15 protein-coding genes are annotated in these 16,904 nt (G+C 59.5%); all 15 read right to left on the bottom strand.

All coding sequences use genetic code 11. The features are described from left to right. Window positions 1-20: 20 nt before the first annotated feature. The 15 genes from Q0955_RS01230 to Q0955_RS01160 all read right to left on the bottom strand — a co-directional run bounded on the left by Q0955_RS01230 (window position 21) and on the right by Q0955_RS01160 (window position 16,896). Window positions 21-389 carry a Na+/H+ antiporter subunit G gene (locus Q0955_RS01230; RefSeq protein ID WP_299418925.1) on the bottom strand — a complete coding sequence of 123 codons (369 nt, stop codon included), beginning with the start codon at window positions 387-389 and terminating at the stop codon, window positions 21-23. An 11-nt stretch (window positions 390-400) separates the two neighbouring features. Beyond that, the gene (locus Q0955_RS01225) at window positions 401-670 is read right to left on the bottom strand and encodes a K+/H+ antiporter subunit F (RefSeq protein ID WP_299418923.1); all 270 of its coding nucleotides are present in this window, start codon (window positions 668-670) and stop codon (window positions 401-403) included. Next, entirely contained in the window at window positions 667-1,158 is a 492-nt protein-coding gene (locus Q0955_RS01220; protein WP_299418920.1) for a Na+/H+ antiporter subunit E, read from the bottom strand. The genes Q0955_RS01225 and Q0955_RS01220 overlap by 4 nt, the downstream gene beginning before the upstream one ends. Next, window positions 1,155-2,687: a monovalent cation/H+ antiporter subunit D gene (locus tag Q0955_RS01215; RefSeq protein ID WP_299418918.1), complete on the bottom strand. Its 1,533-nt coding sequence runs from the start codon at window positions 2,685-2,687 to the stop codon at window positions 1,155-1,157. The genes Q0955_RS01220 and Q0955_RS01215 overlap by 4 nt, the downstream gene beginning before the upstream one ends. Continuing rightward, window positions 2,684-3,046, bottom strand: coding sequence for a Na+/H+ antiporter subunit C (locus Q0955_RS01210; protein WP_299418916.1), 363 nt, complete (start codon window positions 3,044-3,046; stop codon window positions 2,684-2,686). Before Q0955_RS01210 ends, Q0955_RS01215 begins: the two co-directional genes overlap by 4 nt. Window position 3,047: 1 nt before the next feature. After that, on the bottom strand, window positions 3,048-5,924 hold the full coding sequence (locus Q0955_RS01205; protein WP_299418913.1) for a monovalent cation/H+ antiporter subunit A: 2,877 nt from the start codon (window positions 5,922-5,924) through the stop codon (window positions 3,048-3,050). Window positions 5,925-6,053: 129 nt separating this feature from the next. Continuing rightward, window positions 6,054-7,991, bottom strand: coding sequence for a multiheme c-type cytochrome (locus Q0955_RS01200; protein ID WP_299418911.1), 1,938 nt, complete (start codon window positions 7,989-7,991; stop codon window positions 6,054-6,056). 11 nt (window positions 7,992-8,002) lie between these two features. Beyond that, window positions 8,003-9,283, bottom strand: coding sequence for a hypothetical protein (locus tag Q0955_RS01195; protein ID WP_299418909.1), 1,281 nt, complete (start codon window positions 9,281-9,283; stop codon window positions 8,003-8,005). Next, window positions 9,280-10,845, bottom strand: a complete 1,566-nt coding sequence (locus Q0955_RS01190) for a VWA domain-containing protein (RefSeq protein WP_299418907.1) — start codon at window positions 10,843-10,845, stop codon at window positions 9,280-9,282. The genes Q0955_RS01195 and Q0955_RS01190 overlap by 4 nt, the downstream gene beginning before the upstream one ends. After that, entirely contained in the window at window positions 10,842-11,825 is a 984-nt protein-coding gene (locus Q0955_RS01185; protein WP_299418905.1) for a VWA domain-containing protein, read from the bottom strand. Before Q0955_RS01185 ends, Q0955_RS01190 begins: the two co-directional genes overlap by 4 nt. Then, complete coding sequence (locus Q0955_RS01180; protein WP_299418903.1) at window positions 11,818-12,303, bottom strand: DUF4381 domain-containing protein; 486 nt, start codon at window positions 12,301-12,303, stop codon at window positions 11,818-11,820. The genes Q0955_RS01185 and Q0955_RS01180 overlap by 8 nt, the downstream gene beginning before the upstream one ends. After that, entirely contained in the window at window positions 12,300-13,283 is a 984-nt protein-coding gene (locus Q0955_RS01175; RefSeq protein WP_299418901.1) for a DUF58 domain-containing protein, read from the bottom strand. The genes Q0955_RS01180 and Q0955_RS01175 overlap by 4 nt, the downstream gene beginning before the upstream one ends. 12 nt (window positions 13,284-13,295) lie before the next feature. Next, on the bottom strand, window positions 13,296-14,291 hold the full coding sequence (locus tag Q0955_RS01170) for a MoxR family ATPase (protein WP_299418899.1): 996 nt from the start codon (window positions 14,289-14,291) through the stop codon (window positions 13,296-13,298). After that, a complete protein-coding gene (locus Q0955_RS01165) occupies window positions 14,291-15,283 on the bottom strand; it encodes an HAD family hydrolase (protein WP_299418897.1) in 993 nt (330 codons plus the stop codon). Before Q0955_RS01165 ends, Q0955_RS01170 begins: the two co-directional genes overlap by 1 nt. A gap of 92 nt (window positions 15,284-15,375) precedes the next feature. Then, window positions 15,376-16,896, bottom strand: coding sequence for an arylsulfatase (locus Q0955_RS01160; RefSeq protein WP_299421006.1), 1,521 nt, complete (start codon window positions 16,894-16,896; stop codon window positions 15,376-15,378). Window positions 16,897-16,904: the final 8 nt, after the last annotated feature.

Genomic DNA, 16,904 nt, shown 5'->3' with positions numbered 1-16,904 from the left:
TCTTCATGAGACCAAACCGATCAATCGTTGTCGTAATAGGCTGGCGGATCATCATAGATCGCCCAACCAAACTCCCCGTCCGAGCCTGGCAACTCCTCCGGCTTCATCTTGGCCTGAATGTATGTCTTGGCAACGAAATGCGCGCTCACCGGTGCGGTCAGGAACAGGAAGATGGTGATCAAAAGCTCATGAAACGACAGGGTGCCTTTCACCAGTAGGAAGTAGAGCATCGAGGCAATCAGCACCCCGCCAACCCCAAGTGTGGTCGCCTTGGTGGGGGCATGTAGGCGCTGCATGGTGTCTTTGAGCTTCAGCATGCCAAAGCTGCCGACCAGCCCAAACACACCCGCCAGCACGATGAAGAAGGACACAAGGATTTCTGCAAACATTTGTCTCTCCCTTACTCGATGATGTCGCCGCGCAGCACAAAGCGGCAGTAGGCAACCGTGGACACAAACCCGACCATCGCCACCAACATGGAGGCTTCGTAGTAAATCGCTGTGCCCTTGTGCACGCCATAAAGGATCAACAACGCAATCACGTTGATCACAAGCGTATCGAGCGCCAATATCCGATCCGCCGCGGTGGGGCCTTTGGCGATGCGCAGAACGCACATCAACATGCCAAGCCCAAAGCAGGCAAAGCCAAAATAGAGAGCCATTGTGATCATGAGAAAATCTCCTTCAACCGGCGCTCGTAGCGGTTTTTGATCTCATCGCGCACCGCATCCGGGTCTTCACAATCCAGACAATGCACCAGCACGCTGGAGCCATCAGCCGACAACATCGCCGACACCGTGCCCGGCGTCATTGTGATGGTGCCTGCCAAAATTGTGATTGCCTCAGGCGATGTGACATCGAGCGGCACCGTAACCCACTTGGCGTGAATGTCCTTGTTGCGCTTGAACAGGATAATCGCGGCGACGTGGAAGTTCGCGACCACAATGTCCCACAGCACCACCAGCACATATTCCACCACTTTGAAGTAGTTCTGGATACGCGGACGACCCGGCCAATAGGGCGCGGTCAGAATTGGCACAATCACCCCAAAGATCGCCCCCAAGAGCACGTTGCCAACCGTCACTTTGTTGACCAGCATCAGCCAGATCACCAACAAGGTCAGGCTCAAGATCGGGTGTGGTAGAAGTTTCCGTCTCATTTCAGATCCTCCCCAGGCTGCCCAAGCACCGCCTCAACATAGGCTGACACGTCAAACAACTGCGCCGAAGTTTGCTCCAGATAGCCCATCACTGGCCCGGCAAACACTGCCAACAGCACCAATGCCGCCAGAGACAAGCTCACGCCGGTCAGCGCATTTACACCAATAGGCTCCGCATCTTCTGGCTCCTCCGCCTCAGGATCGGCCAAGGCCGTGGCTTTCCAGAACACCACGCTGCCGGCCCGTGCAAAGCCCACGATGGTCACCAACGAACCGATCAGGATCGCCGCCCAGGCGGTGGCCATCCACGGCATGTCTCGCACACCGTCCAACACCAGCAGCTTGCCCAGGAACCCGCTCAGCGGCGGCATCCCGGTCACGCCAATGGCCCCAACAAAAAAGAACGCCGCAAACAGGCCGTTCTGATAGATGGGCGGCTGCGCGCTCAAGGCATCGCTACCGCGTCGCGTGACCACCAGATCCGCAAGCAGGAACAGCGCCGCAGCCGCAAAGGTCGAGTGCAGCAGGTAATACAGCCCTGCGCCAATCGCTTCAGGCGTAAACGCCGCCACAGCGAGCAACAGCGTGCCCATGGAGCCGACCACTGCGAAAGACAGCATCGGCATCAACCGCCGCGCGCCAAGAACGCCAATCGCTCCAATTGCCACGGTGATCACCGCCGCCGGCATCACCCAGCTGCCGATCAAACCGTCCACGGCGGCCACATCCGGGCCAAACACCAGCGTGTAGAACCGGATGATCGCGTAGGCACCCACTTTGGTCATGATCGCAAACAGCGCCGCCACTGGCGCGGGTGCATTGGCATAGGTCGCGGGCAGCCAGAACTGCACCGGAAACAACGCCGCCTTGATGGCAAACACCATGAGCAACAACACCGCCGACACCCGCAGAATGGCCGCTTCTTCGACCGGAAGTTCCCGCACTTTCACAGCCAGGTCTGCGAGGTTCAGCGTGCCAGTCGACGCATAAAGCGCCCCAAGCGCAAACAGAAACAACGTGGAGCCTGCGAGGTTCATCACCACATACTGTAGGCCAGCCTTCAGCCGCACCTTGCCACCGCCGTGGATCATCAGACCATAGGAGGCGATCAGAAGCACTTCGAAGAAAACAAACAGGTTGAACGCATCACCAGTCAGGAAGGCGCCACAGACCCCCATCAGCTGGAACTGGAACAGCGCATGAAAGTGCCGACCGCGGTTGTCCCACTCCGTCGCAATTGCATGCCACAACACAATCAGCGCCAGTATCGACGTCAACAGCACCATCATCGCCGACAGGCGATCCAGCACCAGCACAATGCCAAAGGGCGCCGGCCAGTCGCCAAGGTAATAAACATGTGTCTCGCCATCTGCGGCCGTGGCCAGCAGGCCCAGCGAAATCGCCGCCAGCATCACCGTGCCCGCCACCGAGGCATAGCGCGCCAGCTTAATGTCGTGCCGCATCACATAGGCAATCACCGGCGCCAGCAGCGCTGGCAACACTACAGGAGCAATAATCCAGTGGTTCATACGCCCTGCCCCTCTGTGTCCTGCGCATCATCTTCGTCTGTCATGTTGATCTCATCGCTGTCCGCCTCAAGGTAGGCGCCCAGCGCGATCATTACCAAGACTGCCGTCATGCCAAAGCTGATCACAATCGCAGTCAGCACCAAAGCCTGCGGCAGCGGGTCAGAATAGCTGACATCCGCGTATTTGTTCAGGATCGGCGGCGCATTCACCGCCAGACGACCGGTGGCAAACAGGAACACGTTCACCGCATAAGACAGCAACGCCATCCCGAGGATCACAGGGAAAGCCCGCAGGCGCAGGATCAGGTAAATCCCCCCTGCCGTCAGCACGCCAATGGCACTGGCAACAATCATCTCCATGTCATTGGCCCTCCTTCTGTTCTTGCTCGTCCGCGCCATCCTCCGGCGCCTCGGACGGATCGTGATCCATAGGGGTCACGTTGATGGTTTCCCCGGCAAACCGCGCAATCCGCGACAGGCTGTAGAGCATCAGCATCACCGCGCCCAACACTGCCAGGAACACGCCCAAATCAAACGCCATCGCCGTGGCCCATTCAAACTCTTCGATCGGTGGGAAATGCAGATAACCATAAGCACTGGTCAGGAACGGCTTGCCCGCCAACCATGCGCCCGCACCGGTCAATCCGGCGATGATCACGCCCCAGCCAATCATCGAATGATACTCGATCCGCTGCCGCAACTGCGCCCAGGCAAAGCCAGACGCCATGTACTGCATCAGCAAGGCAATGGAGATCACCAGACCAGCGACAAAACCGCCACCCGGCTGGTTGTGACCGCGCAGGAAGATGTAGAGTCCCACCATCACCGCCATTGGCAACATCGCTCGGGTCGCCACCACCATCATCAGCGGGTGACGGTCACGCGAGCGATCAGGAGAGAACGCCCGATCCCGCAAACGCTTCGCCGCTGGCCCCCGCAACAGCGCATCCATCAGCGCAAAGATCGTCAGACCCGCAATGCCAAGCACGATGATCTCGCCGTAGGTATCATAGCCCCGGAAATCCACGAGGATCACGTTCACCACATTGGTGCCGCCGCCCCCTTTGTAGGAATTGGCGAGGTGATAAGCCGAAATGCTGTCCACATCGCGGGTCAGGAAGGCCATCGCCAAAGCGGCCACCGCGCCACCACCGGCAATCGCCACCACCGCATCGCGCAGACGCTTGCCGTTGGTGCTTTCCGCAGGCGTATCCTTTGGCAGGAAGTACAGCGCCAAAAGCAGCAACATGATGGTCACGGTCTCAACCGAAATCTGCGTCAGCGCGAGGTCTGGGGCAGAGAGGTAGACAAACCCGCCCGAGATCACGAGGCCGATGATCGAGATAAACACCAAAGAGCGGAAGCGGTTGCGATGCTGGCTCACCACCAGCCAGGTCGCCACCACAAGAGAAAGCCAGCCAACCCAAACCAAGGGCGGCACCGGCAGGATCTCCCGCGTTGGCGCGCTGATACCACCAGTGAAATAGGCATGTGCGCCCACCGCAACTGCGGCCACCACCAAGAGCGCCAGATATCGGCTCATCACACCATTATGGGTGCCACCGGCAAAGGCTTTCGCCAGCGCCACACAGCTTTCCATGATCGCATCGAAAATCGCCTTGGCCTCAGGCCGCGGCATCCGCAGCCAAATCGCGTCCAGCTTGCCATGCACAGCCAGCAGAACGCCGCCCACCGCAAATGCAATCACAGACATCCACAGCGCCGGTGTCACACCGTGCCACAGTTTCAGATGTGGATGTGTGTCCAAACCGGTGACCGCATTGGCCGCCACGGTCACCAACGGCTCTGCCAAAAACGGCATCGCACCAATCGCAACCACAAGCACGGTCAACAAGGCCGGTGCGGCGTAGAGCCCAAAGGGCGGATCATGCGGCGTGGACGGGTAGTCGTCGCGCACCGGCCCACCAAACACGTGGAAGATAAACCGGAAAGAATACGCCACAGAAAAACAGGCCCCCAAGGTCGCCAGAACCGGCACAATCCACGGGTTGTTATACCACACCGTGTGCGCTGCTTCTTCGAGCATCATCTCTTTGGAAATGAACCCGTTTAACGGAATGGTCCCCGCCATCGACAACGCGGTGATGGTGCCGATGATAGCCGTGATCGGCATCAGTTTCGCCAAACCACCCAGCCGCTTGATGTCCCGCGTGTGCGCCTCATGGTCGACAATCCCGGCGGTCATAAACAACGCCGCTTTAAAGGTCAGGTGGTTGATGATGTGGAACACCGCCGCAATCGCCGCCGCCTTGGTGCCAAAGCCCAACAACATGGTCAGCAGGCCCAAATGGCTTACGGTCGAAAATGCCAACAAGCCTTTGAGATCATCTTTAAACAGCGCAATCACCGCGCCGAGCACCATAGTGATCAAACCGGTGGTCGCCACGATATAGAACCACGCATCCGTGCCCGCCAGAACAGGCCACATCCGTGCCATCAGGAACACGCCTGCCTTCACCATGGTTGCAGAGTGCAGATAGGCAGACACCGGCGTTGGCGCAGCCATCGCATGTGGCAGCCAGAAGTGGAACGGGAACTGGGCGGACTTCGTGAACGCCCCAATCAGGATCAGGATCAGCGCCGGCATGTACCATTCACTCGCCTTGATCACATCGCCCTGCGCCAGAATGTCGGTCAGGTTGTAGCTGCCCACGATATTGCCAAGGATCAGCATGCCGCCGATCATCGCCAAGCCACCTGCACCGGTCACTGTCAACGCCATCCGCGCGCCCTGACGACCCTCCGGCAGGTGCTTCCAATAGCCAATCAACAGGAAGGATGACAGGCTGGTCAACTCCCAGAAAATCAACAAAAGCAGGATGTTGTCGGACAGAACAATACCCAGCATCGCGCCTTGGAACAGCAGCAAATAGGTATAGAACTGCCCCATCGGATCGTCACCGGACAGGTAGAACCGCGCATACAGGATGATCAGCAGGCCAACCCCAAGGATCATGCCCGCAAACAACAGCCCCAAACCGTCCAGAAAAAAGCTTGCCGAGAGGCCTAACTGTGGCAACCATTCAATGGTTGTGCTGACCACCTCGCCGCGCATCACCGCAGGCACCTGCGTGCCCAGCAATATCAGCGCCAAAACGGTTGGAACGGCAGTGAAAGAAGCGCAGGCATTGCGCCCGGCGCGGATCATAATTCCCGGCACCAATGCGCCAAGAAATGGTAAAATGGCGATAAAAGCCAGAATACTGCCGTCGTTCATCGGCGCCCTCCTGTTCGTTGCCTCAGACTGATAAGCATCCGCCTATCCTAAAACAACCGGCGTCTACCCAAAATACCTTAGAAAAACTCCGTGTTTTTCGCGGTTTGTGCGAAGATGCCGCAGGCAGGCTCAGAATTGCTCCGCCAACTGCTGCAAATCCGGATCGTCAGGATTGTAGGCCAACGCCTGTCGCATGCGTTTTTGCGCCGCCCGGCGCCCTTCGACCTGTGCGGTCATGCGGATCAGGCTGCTCCAGGCTTGAGGGTTTTGCGGATTGAGCTTTACCGCCTCAGACAAGGCCGCAATGGCAGATGGTAAGTTGCCCGACACCATCGAATAGCCCGCCACTTGCAAATGCGCTTCGGCAAAATCCATCTGGTTCTGCACCACCGTGCCAAACTCGCGATACGCCTGTCCCAAAGCCGCCCGCAGGCTATCCGGCAAGCGATCCGGCCTCTGGCTCATAATTGCCCGCGCCGCCGCCAAGCGCACCGCCCGCACTTCGTCATTCAAGCCTTGCAACAAATAAGGCGCGGTCGCCACGACTGCCCGCGCGCGCAACGCATTGAGTGCGCCAACACGAATTTGCGGATCCTCATTCTCCAAGAACACCCCCAGCTCCAACAAGTCCAGTGTTGTCGCCCCCGGCCCCAAAAGCCACAAGGCGGTTGCCCGCACCAAATTCGGCTTAGTTTCATCCTGTGCCAGCCCCATCAAGTCTCCCGCCGCAGCGCGCGGATTGGCGCGCCCTTTCGCCAAAACCTCACCATAATGCGGCTCCTGCCAGCGCCCTTCGGGGAACCAGTCGCGCACTTTGCCTGCTGCCCAGTCATTGCTTTTGTCGTCGTGACAGGTGGTACAGGCATTCGGGCTGTCCAGCGCATCGCTCAGATCAGGACGCGGCACACGAAAGCTGTGATCCCGGCGCGGATCGGTGCCCATGTAGACCTTGTCCACCATGTGACAGCTCACACATTGCGCTGCCTCGGTGCCCTCGGGGTGGTTGGTGTGCGCCACATCCTCATAATCAGCCAACCGCAAGCTCTCGAACTCGCGATTGCCCGCTGGCGAATGGCACTGCGTGCAAACCGCGTTGCCCTCCGCCACAACCTCCGCCGAATGTGGCTCATGGCAATTGGCGCAGGTCACGCCTTTCTGAGACATCTTGGACTGCAGGAAGGACCCGTAGACATAGACCTCATCCAAAATCTGACCGTCGGCATGATACAATCCGGGTCGCAGCATCGCGAGGTTGTAGTTGTCAGCAAAGGCCTCTCCCGGCAGCGGATTGCCATTGCCAAAACCCTCACGCCGCGCATGACAGCCCGCACATTGCTCCATTGCCGCCACAGGTTCTGACATCGTCGCCGTAAATCCCCAGTCACCCAAAGCCACCGCAAAACTCTCTGGCTTAGCGCCCTCGACAATAGTTAAATGCGCCGCACCGGGGCCATGACACGCCTCACAGCCCACGCCAATTTCAACCTGCTGGCTTGCGTATCGCTTGGTCTGAAAATCGTAATTCTTCTCAAACCCGGTCGCGTGACATTCCGCACACCGGCTGTTCCAGTTTTTGTAAACACCGGTCCAGTGAAACGCATCTTCGGGTGGCAAGTCCTGCTCCGGATAAAGGTGATACCACCGCTGCTGCTCCACATCCCAGACCACATCAAAGCTTTGCAACCGCCCCTTGCCGGTCGACAGGATCGGATGTTCTAGCGGATGCACCCCGCCCACGGACTGCATCTCATAACGCGCTTCCACGCCGTCTTTCTCGCGCACCGTCACCACATAGGCGTCGCCATCTCTATCAAACGTCGCGCGCATGCCGTCATGTTCATAACTTTCTCCCGCGAATGCCCCGACAAAACTGTCGTCTCCTGGCATTCGCCAGGCCTCGCCATGATGCGAGATTTTCCACGCGTCGTAGGCTTCTGCATGACAGTCCTGACAGGCCTCTGACCCAACATAGTCCGGCACACCCGCGCCATGCGGCGTCTGCGCATATCCGGCGGAGCCCAGTATCAAGCACGCTAGGGCCATGCCGAAAAAAGTCTTAAATGTCATACAGCTGTCTTTCAGTTCTGATGCGTGGAGACCGGATTAAGCGGGGGCAAATCCGGTGTCTTCGTGTCGTGACGATAGCGAGTTTCGCGGTGTTTGCTATGGCAGAGTGTTTTGAGCTGCGCCCAAGCCCGCGCTTCCTCGGTTGCACTGCCATTGCCAAACCGCGCCGCGCCAATCTGCAAAAAGGCTTCTTCAATCGCTTTCTCGGTCTTCTGCCCGGCAAGTGGCACCTTGCGCGCCCAACGCAAATAGGCCTGTTTGGCGGCACTCAAATCCCGTTTCTGCATCGCAGCCTTGATGCCGCTATAAGCGTACCCCGCGCTCTGCAACCGCCGCTCCTGGGCTCTCTCCCAAGATCGGTGCAGAACCGGCATACCCCAACGCACAATAGCCCATACAACAAGGAAGAAAGCCACCAATGCCGCGCCCCACCGCACGATATTGTCAACATCCAGCGGCTCCGCATTGGACGCCAAAACCGGCGCATCCGCCTGCACCTCAATGGCCTCCACCACGGCCTCTTCCACTTTCCCGCTTTTCAGATTGAACCACTGCAAACGCACCTCAGGCAGCACGCCATCCACGCCGCCTTCAACCACGTAAACCGTCTTCTCCACGCGTGAACCACTGACCACGCCGCGGTTTTCCGTCTCCTCGGCCATAGGGCTTTCTAGATACGCACGCAGCCCCGCAAGCCCTTCTTCCGGCGTCACAGATGGCAAGAACATCGGCGACACACCTTCGATCTTCACCTCAAGGACCCGCGTAAAACTTGCACCGGCGTCCAGCCCCGTGGTCTCCCCCTCAACGGTCTGCGTCAGGGTCAGCCTATCTGCCGCCACAAAAGGGTCCAACCCTTCAGCCCCCTCCGGCACAACACCCGTCACCGTTTGCGCAGGCACTGGCAACGACGCTTCCACAACATCGCTGCCCTCAAGTGCCCGATAGCGCACCTTCACCTCACCCGCCGGAATCTCAAACGTGCCCGGCACCACCGGTGTGATTTGATAGCGCCGAGAAATTCCGGACCAGGTTTCCCCGCCAATGCTCTTGCTGGTCGGCGAGCTCGCCTTGGACGGCAGCCGCACCATCAGGTTCGGCGTTTCAAAATCCGGCCACATTGGCGGGTCAGGCATAAACGTCGGCACCAACACCGTTAGCCGCAGGGTCAGCGGTTGCCCCGGCACGGTCTCGTTTTCCTCAAAAGTCACCTCAAGCTTAGGCTGCACATCCTGCGCCCAAACCGCAGCAACATTTGCCAACCACAGAACAAAGACAACACACCACCTCATGGCCGCTCCCCCCGCGCCGCTTCAAGTCGGAACCGCTGTTTCAGGAAATCCTCCGTGCGCGTGTCCACCGTGCGCATCCATTGTTCCGTTGACAAATGCGCCGGTGCGTCTTCTTCCGGCACCTCGATTTGCGTGTCCTCCCCACGCCCACTTTCATTGTCAAACACCACATCATCCGCGCCAATCCCGGTGTCCTCACCCGTGTCAGATTGCTCCCGAGTGGTCTCAACATACTCAACAATGGCTTTAGAAATCTGCAAGTTCTGCTGCGCGCCCTTGTGCTCTGGATCGATCTCCAAAGCCCGCTCAAACGCCCGGACACCATCGCGGTAGCCGCGCGACTTCAGGTGAGCCATGCCCTGTAAAAACGCCGCCTCCGCCGTGTCCAGACGCGCCATCTCTTGTGCCGCGATCTCATATTGACCACTTCGATAAAGCGCGACGCCCCGCAAATACGGGTCTTCAAACGCCTCCGCAGCATCGACGTATTCCTTGCGCTCAAAGGCCCGCCACCCCTGCTGATCCGGCGTCAAAAACCAATCGCGCCAGCCCTCTGCCTGCACCTGCCCCGGATGCAAAAGCCACAGCGCCAACGCGGCCTGCCCCGCCCAGCGCACTGCCATGCCACGTCGAAACCACAGCAGCAACAGCATCAACGCGGGCCAGGCCAACCACGCGCCGCGATCCTCCCACGGCTGGGCCTCATCCTCCAACTGCGCACGGCGATAGGCCGATGCCAACGAGCGCTCCACCTCCGCCACATCCTGATTGTCCGGCGTCACCCGTGTCGCCGACGCTCCGTCTGGCACCTGAGGCAAGGCTTTGCCCTCCGGCAACAGGAACAGGAAACTCATCGAAGCCACAGTCTCAGCGGCGTCACCCTCTTCAGCCCCATCCCGTCCCCAAGCCTCCGCCAGCTCGGCTGCCGCACTGGCGGACAACTCATCAACCATGAACACCACGCCCCCCGGTGCCCCTTCCCGCGCCAACAACGCCTGCGCCGTGGCAAACCCGGCCTGAATGTCCAACCCTTCAATTGGCATCACTTCTGTCGTCAGCCCTTCCAAATAGGGCTGCATCACCCCAGGGTCTTCACTCATCGGCACCACCACATGCGCGGTTCCGGCAAAGGCCACCAGTGCCGTGCGCGCGCCGCTGCGCAAGGCAAGCAAATCCATGGTCTTCTGCCGCGCCCGCGCCAACCGCTGCGGCGCCACATCGGTTTGCTCCATCGACGGCGTGACCTGCATCACCACCACCAGCGGCGCGGTTTGGGCCGCAAAAGGTGTCGGTGCACGGGTCCAACTCGGGCCAGCCACGGCCGCCGCCAACAACAAAAGCACCAATGAGATCACATCGATCGGCTGCACCCGGCCCGCCGTATTCCCCGGCACCGTCAGCGCTTCTGCCAAATGCGGCGCCAACCAGCCATCATTGCCCCCAGTTGCGCCACGCCTCTGACGCAACCGCCACCAGGTCACCACAACCGGCAAAGCCAGCACAAGCAACCAGGGCCGCAGAAAGTGGAACGCCTCCAAGAACAGCGACAGGTCCACTGTCATGCCCGCATCCTCTCCTGATCCCGCAACCAAAGCGACATCAACAAGATCAACCCTACCGCCAAAGCCGCCATCAACGGCCAATGCGCCAAATCCTGCTGCGGCCGCCAACTCAACGTGTCGGCCTCCTGCGGATTCAGCGCATCAATCTCGTCGTAGATGCTGTCCAAAGCGTCCGCATCAGCGGCAAAATACGCATCCCCCCCAGTGCGTTGCGCCAAATTTCTCAGCAACGTCATGTCCAGCCGGTCCTCGCCGCTTGCCTTCGGATCGCCCACCCCAATCGCAAACATGCGCACACCTTTGTCCCGCGCAATTTCGGCGGCATTCACCGGGCTCATCCGGCTCGCCGTGTCGTTGCCATCCGACAGCAGGATTAATAGCCGCTCCTCAACCTCACTGGCCTCAAAGGTGTTGATCGCCAAACCAATCGAGTCGCCCAGCGCCGTATGCGGCCCCGCCATGCCCACTTCGGTTTGCGCCAACAACGCCCGCACCGTGTCCAGATCCTCGGTTAATGGCGCCTGTACATAGGCCCGCGTGCCAAACACAATCAGCGCCACGCGGTCACCAGACCGATCCGCCAGAAACGCCTCGACCACCTCTTGCACCGCCGCCAGACGCTGCACCGGCTTGCCATCCTCACCGGGAAAATCGCGTGTGTCCATGCTGCCGGAAATATCAATCGCCAGGATCACATCCCGCGTCGCCATGGTGATCTCCTGCGGCGGTCCCAGCCGCACAGGTCCTGCCAATGCCAAAACCAACAGCGCCCACATTAGGCCGCCCCCAATCAACGCCCGCCGTTTATGCGCGACAATCGCCGCACCGTTCCGCACGGTCAGCCCAGCGGCCTCCGCGATCTGGTCAAAAAACGGCACCCGCAGCGCGTCTTGCCGTTGGCGAAACGGCGGCACCACCCGCCGCCAGATCAGCGGCAAAGGCAGCAGCAACAGCACCCAAGGATGGCTCAGCTCAAACATCCTCCACCTCCGGTGCCTTATGCGATGTAATCCACGCGCGCGCCGCCGCCAGCAACTGCGGATCAGCTTGCGCTGGACCGCTCTGATAGGCGGCACTCACCAAGGCGGTATCCTGAAACTGCCCCGCGCCGGTCTCGCTCAAAAACGTAACCCAAGTCTGCCCGCTCAACCCGGCCACACGCCGCCGCCCATAGGCCACCATTGCTGCGCGCTTTAGAATTCCTGAAACTGCCGCCGGATCTTCCCCCGCCTGCGCCAATGCCTTCATCGCCGCCCGCCGATAGGCATTGGCCCGATAATGCTGCCACATCCGCCAGCCGCGCCACAGGGCCACAGCCAAGACAATCCCTGCCACCATCAGCCAGCCGGCCGTCTGCGGCATCATCGACACGGGCGCTGTGTCCGGCACTTCGGCAAGCTGATTGAGCAGCCCCACAAGGCTGTCGTTGTCCACGGTTTCGGTGGCCTCATCGCTCATCGCACCCGCCCTCCCAGCAACCGCACCACCTGCGCGAGTGTGTCTTCAGCGGTGGTCAACGACAGAACCGAAAGACGCATCCTCGTCTGCCACTTTGCCACCTGATCCCGCCGTGATCCGGTCACCTGCGCCAACCCTGCGCGCACCTCTTCCGCCCGAAAATCCAACAAGGTTTGCTTCTGGCCGTCTGAGGCCGTCACCTCGCCGGTTTCTGGCACCACGTCCGCGCTGGGATCACCCACCAGCCCAAGCACCACATCATTGTTCAGCGCAATTGCGCCCAACCGTCGCTCTGTCTCATCATCACAGGCGTCAAAATCACTGATCAGGATCACCAGATGATCCCGCGTCGCGAGCCGTGCCACCGCCGCCAGCACATCGTTAAACGGCATCGGGGTCACTTTCGGTGCATCCGCTGTGAGCCCATGATTGGCCGTCTCAAGCGAGGTCAAAAATCGCGTCACCGCCGCCCGCCCCCGTCCGGGGCGCAGCTCGTCCATGTCGCTGTCGCCAAACACCACACCGCCCACCCGGTCGCCTTGTTTGGCCACCCGATGCGCCACAATCGCCGCACATTCAGCCGCTGTGACCGCCTTGGTATTGTGCACCGTACCATAAAACATCGACATGCGCTGATCGACCACTATCAGTGTCGGCCGGTCCCGCTCCTCGGTGTAAACCCGCACATAGGGCGACCCCGCCCGCGCCGTGACCTTCCAGTCAATTGCGCGCACATCATCACCCGGCAGGTAATCCCGCAGTTCTTCAAAATCCAAACCGCGTCCGCGAATGCGCGAGCGATGCCGCCCCTGCAAAGCCGACCGCGCGGGCTGTTTTGGCAAAAAGGAAATCGCCCGCGCCGCTGGCTCCAACGACCGCAGCCCCTGCAAACTCACATGAATGCGCGGGTCATCTGCGGCCTCAGACGGCGACCGATCCGGGGCCACCCCGGCACGCGATAAGGCTGCACGGTTTCGCATCGCGTCCTCCGCTTACGGCACCGCCACCAAGGTCAGCAATTCGGACACCACGTCATCGGCAGACACGCCGCTGCCCTGCGCCTCATAGCTCAACGCCAACCGATGCCGCAGCACATCCGGCGCAATTGCTTGAATGTCCTCGGGATCAACGTAATCGCGCCCCTTCATCCAGGCATGCGCCCGAGAACAGCGATCCAGCGCCAGTGACGCCCGCGGGCTGCCACCAAGTTCAATCCATTTGGCCAGGTTCTCGCCAAACTCCACTGGCGTGCGCGTGGCCTGCACAATTGTGGCCATATAGACCTCCATCGCCTCGGCGCAATGCAGACCTGCGATCTCGCGCCGCGCTTGGAACACCACATCCTGCGAAATCGGTGCACGCGGCGCTTTTGAAGCCTTCTCCGCTGTCTGTTCCTGCAACTGTACCTGCTCCTCGCCGCGCACCAGCCGGATCACTTCGATCTCGTCCTCAAGCGGTGGATAGAGAATGTTCACATGCATCAGGAACCGGTCCATCTGCGCTTCCGGCAGCGGATACGTCCCCTCTTGCTCCACCGGGTTCTGCGTCGCCATCACCATGAACAATGGCTCCATCTGGTGCGTGGTTCCTGCCACCGTCACCTGCCGCTCTTCCATCGCTTCAAGCAGAGCCGCCTGCACCTTTGCCGGTGCGCGGTTGATCTCATCAGCCAACACAACATTGGCAAAAATCGGCCCCGGCTGAAACCGGAACTGCTCGCCATCCGCCGCGCCTTGCACATACATCTCCGTGCCGGTCACATCCGCTGGCAACAGGTCCGGCGTGAACTGGATCCGCGAGTAGTCACATTCCAAGTTCTTCGCCAGAGCCTTCACCGCGCGCGTCTTGGCCAAACCCGGCAGGCCCTCCAATAGCAGGTTGCCATTGGCCAAAAGCCCAATCAGCAAGCGGTCAATCACATCGCGCTGGCCAATGATGCTCTCACCCATGCGCTCCCGCAGCGCATTGATCTCGTCCAGTGCCGCCATCACTCCACCTCACCGGTGAAAATCCGAGTCCATTCGTTTTTCATGTCGACCAGCACCCAGCCACGCGCGTCAGCCTCATCCAACCCGCGGTTCAGCACCCCAATGTGCCCTTCACGGTCATAGGCCCATTCGCGCTCGCCATCGGTGTGGTGGATATAGACGCCCAACCGTGCGCCCTCGCCCGCCGTGGTGTATTCCAGCATCTCAAAATCGCCGTCCGAGTTGCCCACTGCCATAATGGGCCGCTTGCCAATATGGTGGTTGATCGCAACCGGCTTGCCGCCTTTGTCATCGTTAAAGAACAACGTGTCATTCTTGATGATCGTCGGAACGCCGTCGACCACCTCATAGGTTGACGTCAGCGACGAGCCAATCGTCTGCTCAGGTGAAATGCCATAAACGTCCTCGGCGAAGACCCGCATAAAATCGATACCGCCGCCGGAGACGATGTAGGTCTTAAACTCCTCGTCCCGCAGGTACCGCAACAGCTCGACCATCGGCTGATAGGTCATCTCATCATAGCCAAGCCCCGTGGTCGGGTGCTTTGCCTCTGAAACCCACGCCGCCACATCAGCAGAAAACTCATCCAGGTTCTGATTGGCATGGGACAGCGCCAAAATCTCGATCAGCCCTTCCTTGCCACCGGCCAAAACACCGTCCATGTCGCCCGCGGCGGCGGCCTTCAGCACATCACTGGTCAACTTAGACGGATCTTCCGCCCCAATCTTGGCCACACGGTCGAGCGCAAAAAACAGTTGGAAATACATCGGCTGCTCGGCCCAAAGCGTGCCGTCATTATCAAACACCGCAATCCGGTCTGCCGGCGTCACATAGTCCGCCCCGCCAACCTCAGACACCGCTTCGACAAATGCGATGATCCGGTCTTTGGACGCCCCCTGCCAGGACGGCAACGGATCGGCCAAACCAACACCGGCAACGCCTACCAGAGCCAAAGACAAACAAGTTGTTTTAAACGAAGTCAACAAAGTCATAGGACCATCCAAATTGCATCAGGGCCGCACCCCAGATCAAAAATATCCCTCCCGGCCACATGGGGCCGGAAGGGGTGTTCTCTGTCAAAAACTTACTTGGAGCCGATCTGGCTGAAGATCTTGTCCTTGGCATCCCCAATGGTGAAACTGCCTGGCTTCTGACGTGGGGGGAATTCTTCAAATGTTGCAAGGAATTCACCCACATAGCCAGCCGCTGGCAACAGTAGGTAGACGCGATCCAGATACCAATCCCAGTAGGTGTTGGAGGTGATATTAGAGCGCTCATACGGGTCACGACGCAGGTTGAACAACAGCGGGATACGCAGCTCTGTCCAAGGCTCTGCCCAGGCCCGCAGTGTCTGCGGATAGCGGTGCTCCAGGAAGATCACCTTCCAGTCGTTGTAGCGCAGCGCGGTCAGATCGCCGTCATCAGAGAAATAGAAAATCTCACGACGTGGGCTCTCCTCGGTCTCACCGGTCAGGTAGGGCAGGAAGTTGTAGCCATCCAGATGCACCTTGTACTCACGGCCAATCGCCTGAACGCCACCGGCTTTCAGATTTTCCTTGATGTCCGCGTTACCAGCCGCCGCAAGATATGTTGGCAACCAATCCATGTGGTGCATGATGTTGTTGGAGATCGATCCGGCTTCAATATTACCCGGCCAACGCACCATGGACGGCACACGCCAGCCACCTTCCCAGTTGGTGTTCTTCTCACCGCGGAACGGAGTCATCGCCGCATCAGGCCAGCTGTTCATATGCGGGCCGTTGTCGGTGGAATAGTGCACAATGGTGTTATCAGAGATGCCAAGCTCGTCCAGCACATCCAGAAGCTGACCCACATGCATGTCGTGCTCGATCATGCCTGCCTGGTACTCGTCCATGTGTTTGCCAGCGATCTCATCCGCCTTCAGACGCATCTCGTCTTTGACGTGGGTGCGGAAGTGCATCCGCGTGCCGCTCCACCAGACAAAGAATGGCTGACCCTGCTCGTTGGAGCGCTTGATGAAGTCAATTGCCGCAGCAACGGTCTCTTCATCCACAGTCTCCATACGCTTCTTGGTCAGCGGACCGGTGTCTTCGATTGTGCCATCTGCCGACGACTTGATCACACCGCGAGGGCCAAACCGCTCACGGAATTCAGGATCCTGAGGGTAGTCCTCATTCTCTGGCTCTTCTTCTGCGTTCAGGTGGTAGAGGTTGCCAAAGAACTCATCAAAACCATGGTTGGTTGGCAGCATCTCATCGCGGTCACCCAGGTGGTTTTTGCCAAACTGCCCGGTGACATAGCCTTCTGCCTTCAAAAGACCCGCAATCGTTGGATCTTCCACCTGCATACCTTCTGGCGCGCCCGGCATGCCCACTTTGGACAGACCTGTGCGGAACACCGATTGGCCGGTGATGAATGATGAACGGCCTGCGGTACAAGATTGCTCACCGTAATAGTCGGTGAAAATCATGCCCTCTTCGGCCACACGGTCTATGTTTGGCGTTTGATAGCCCATCATTCCCATGGTGTAGGCCGAGATATTGGATTGCCCGATATCATCGCCCCAGATCACAAGAATGTTGGGTTTTTCCTGCGCCGTCAGTGCGGTCGCAACTGTCGTCATTACAGCGG

It is taken from the genome of uncultured Shimia sp., from assembly GCF_947493595.1.
In the GTDB taxonomy this organism is placed as follows: domain Bacteria; phylum Pseudomonadota; class Alphaproteobacteria; order Rhodobacterales; family Rhodobacteraceae; genus Shimia.
This window is presented reverse-complemented; position numbering and strand designations above follow the sequence as displayed.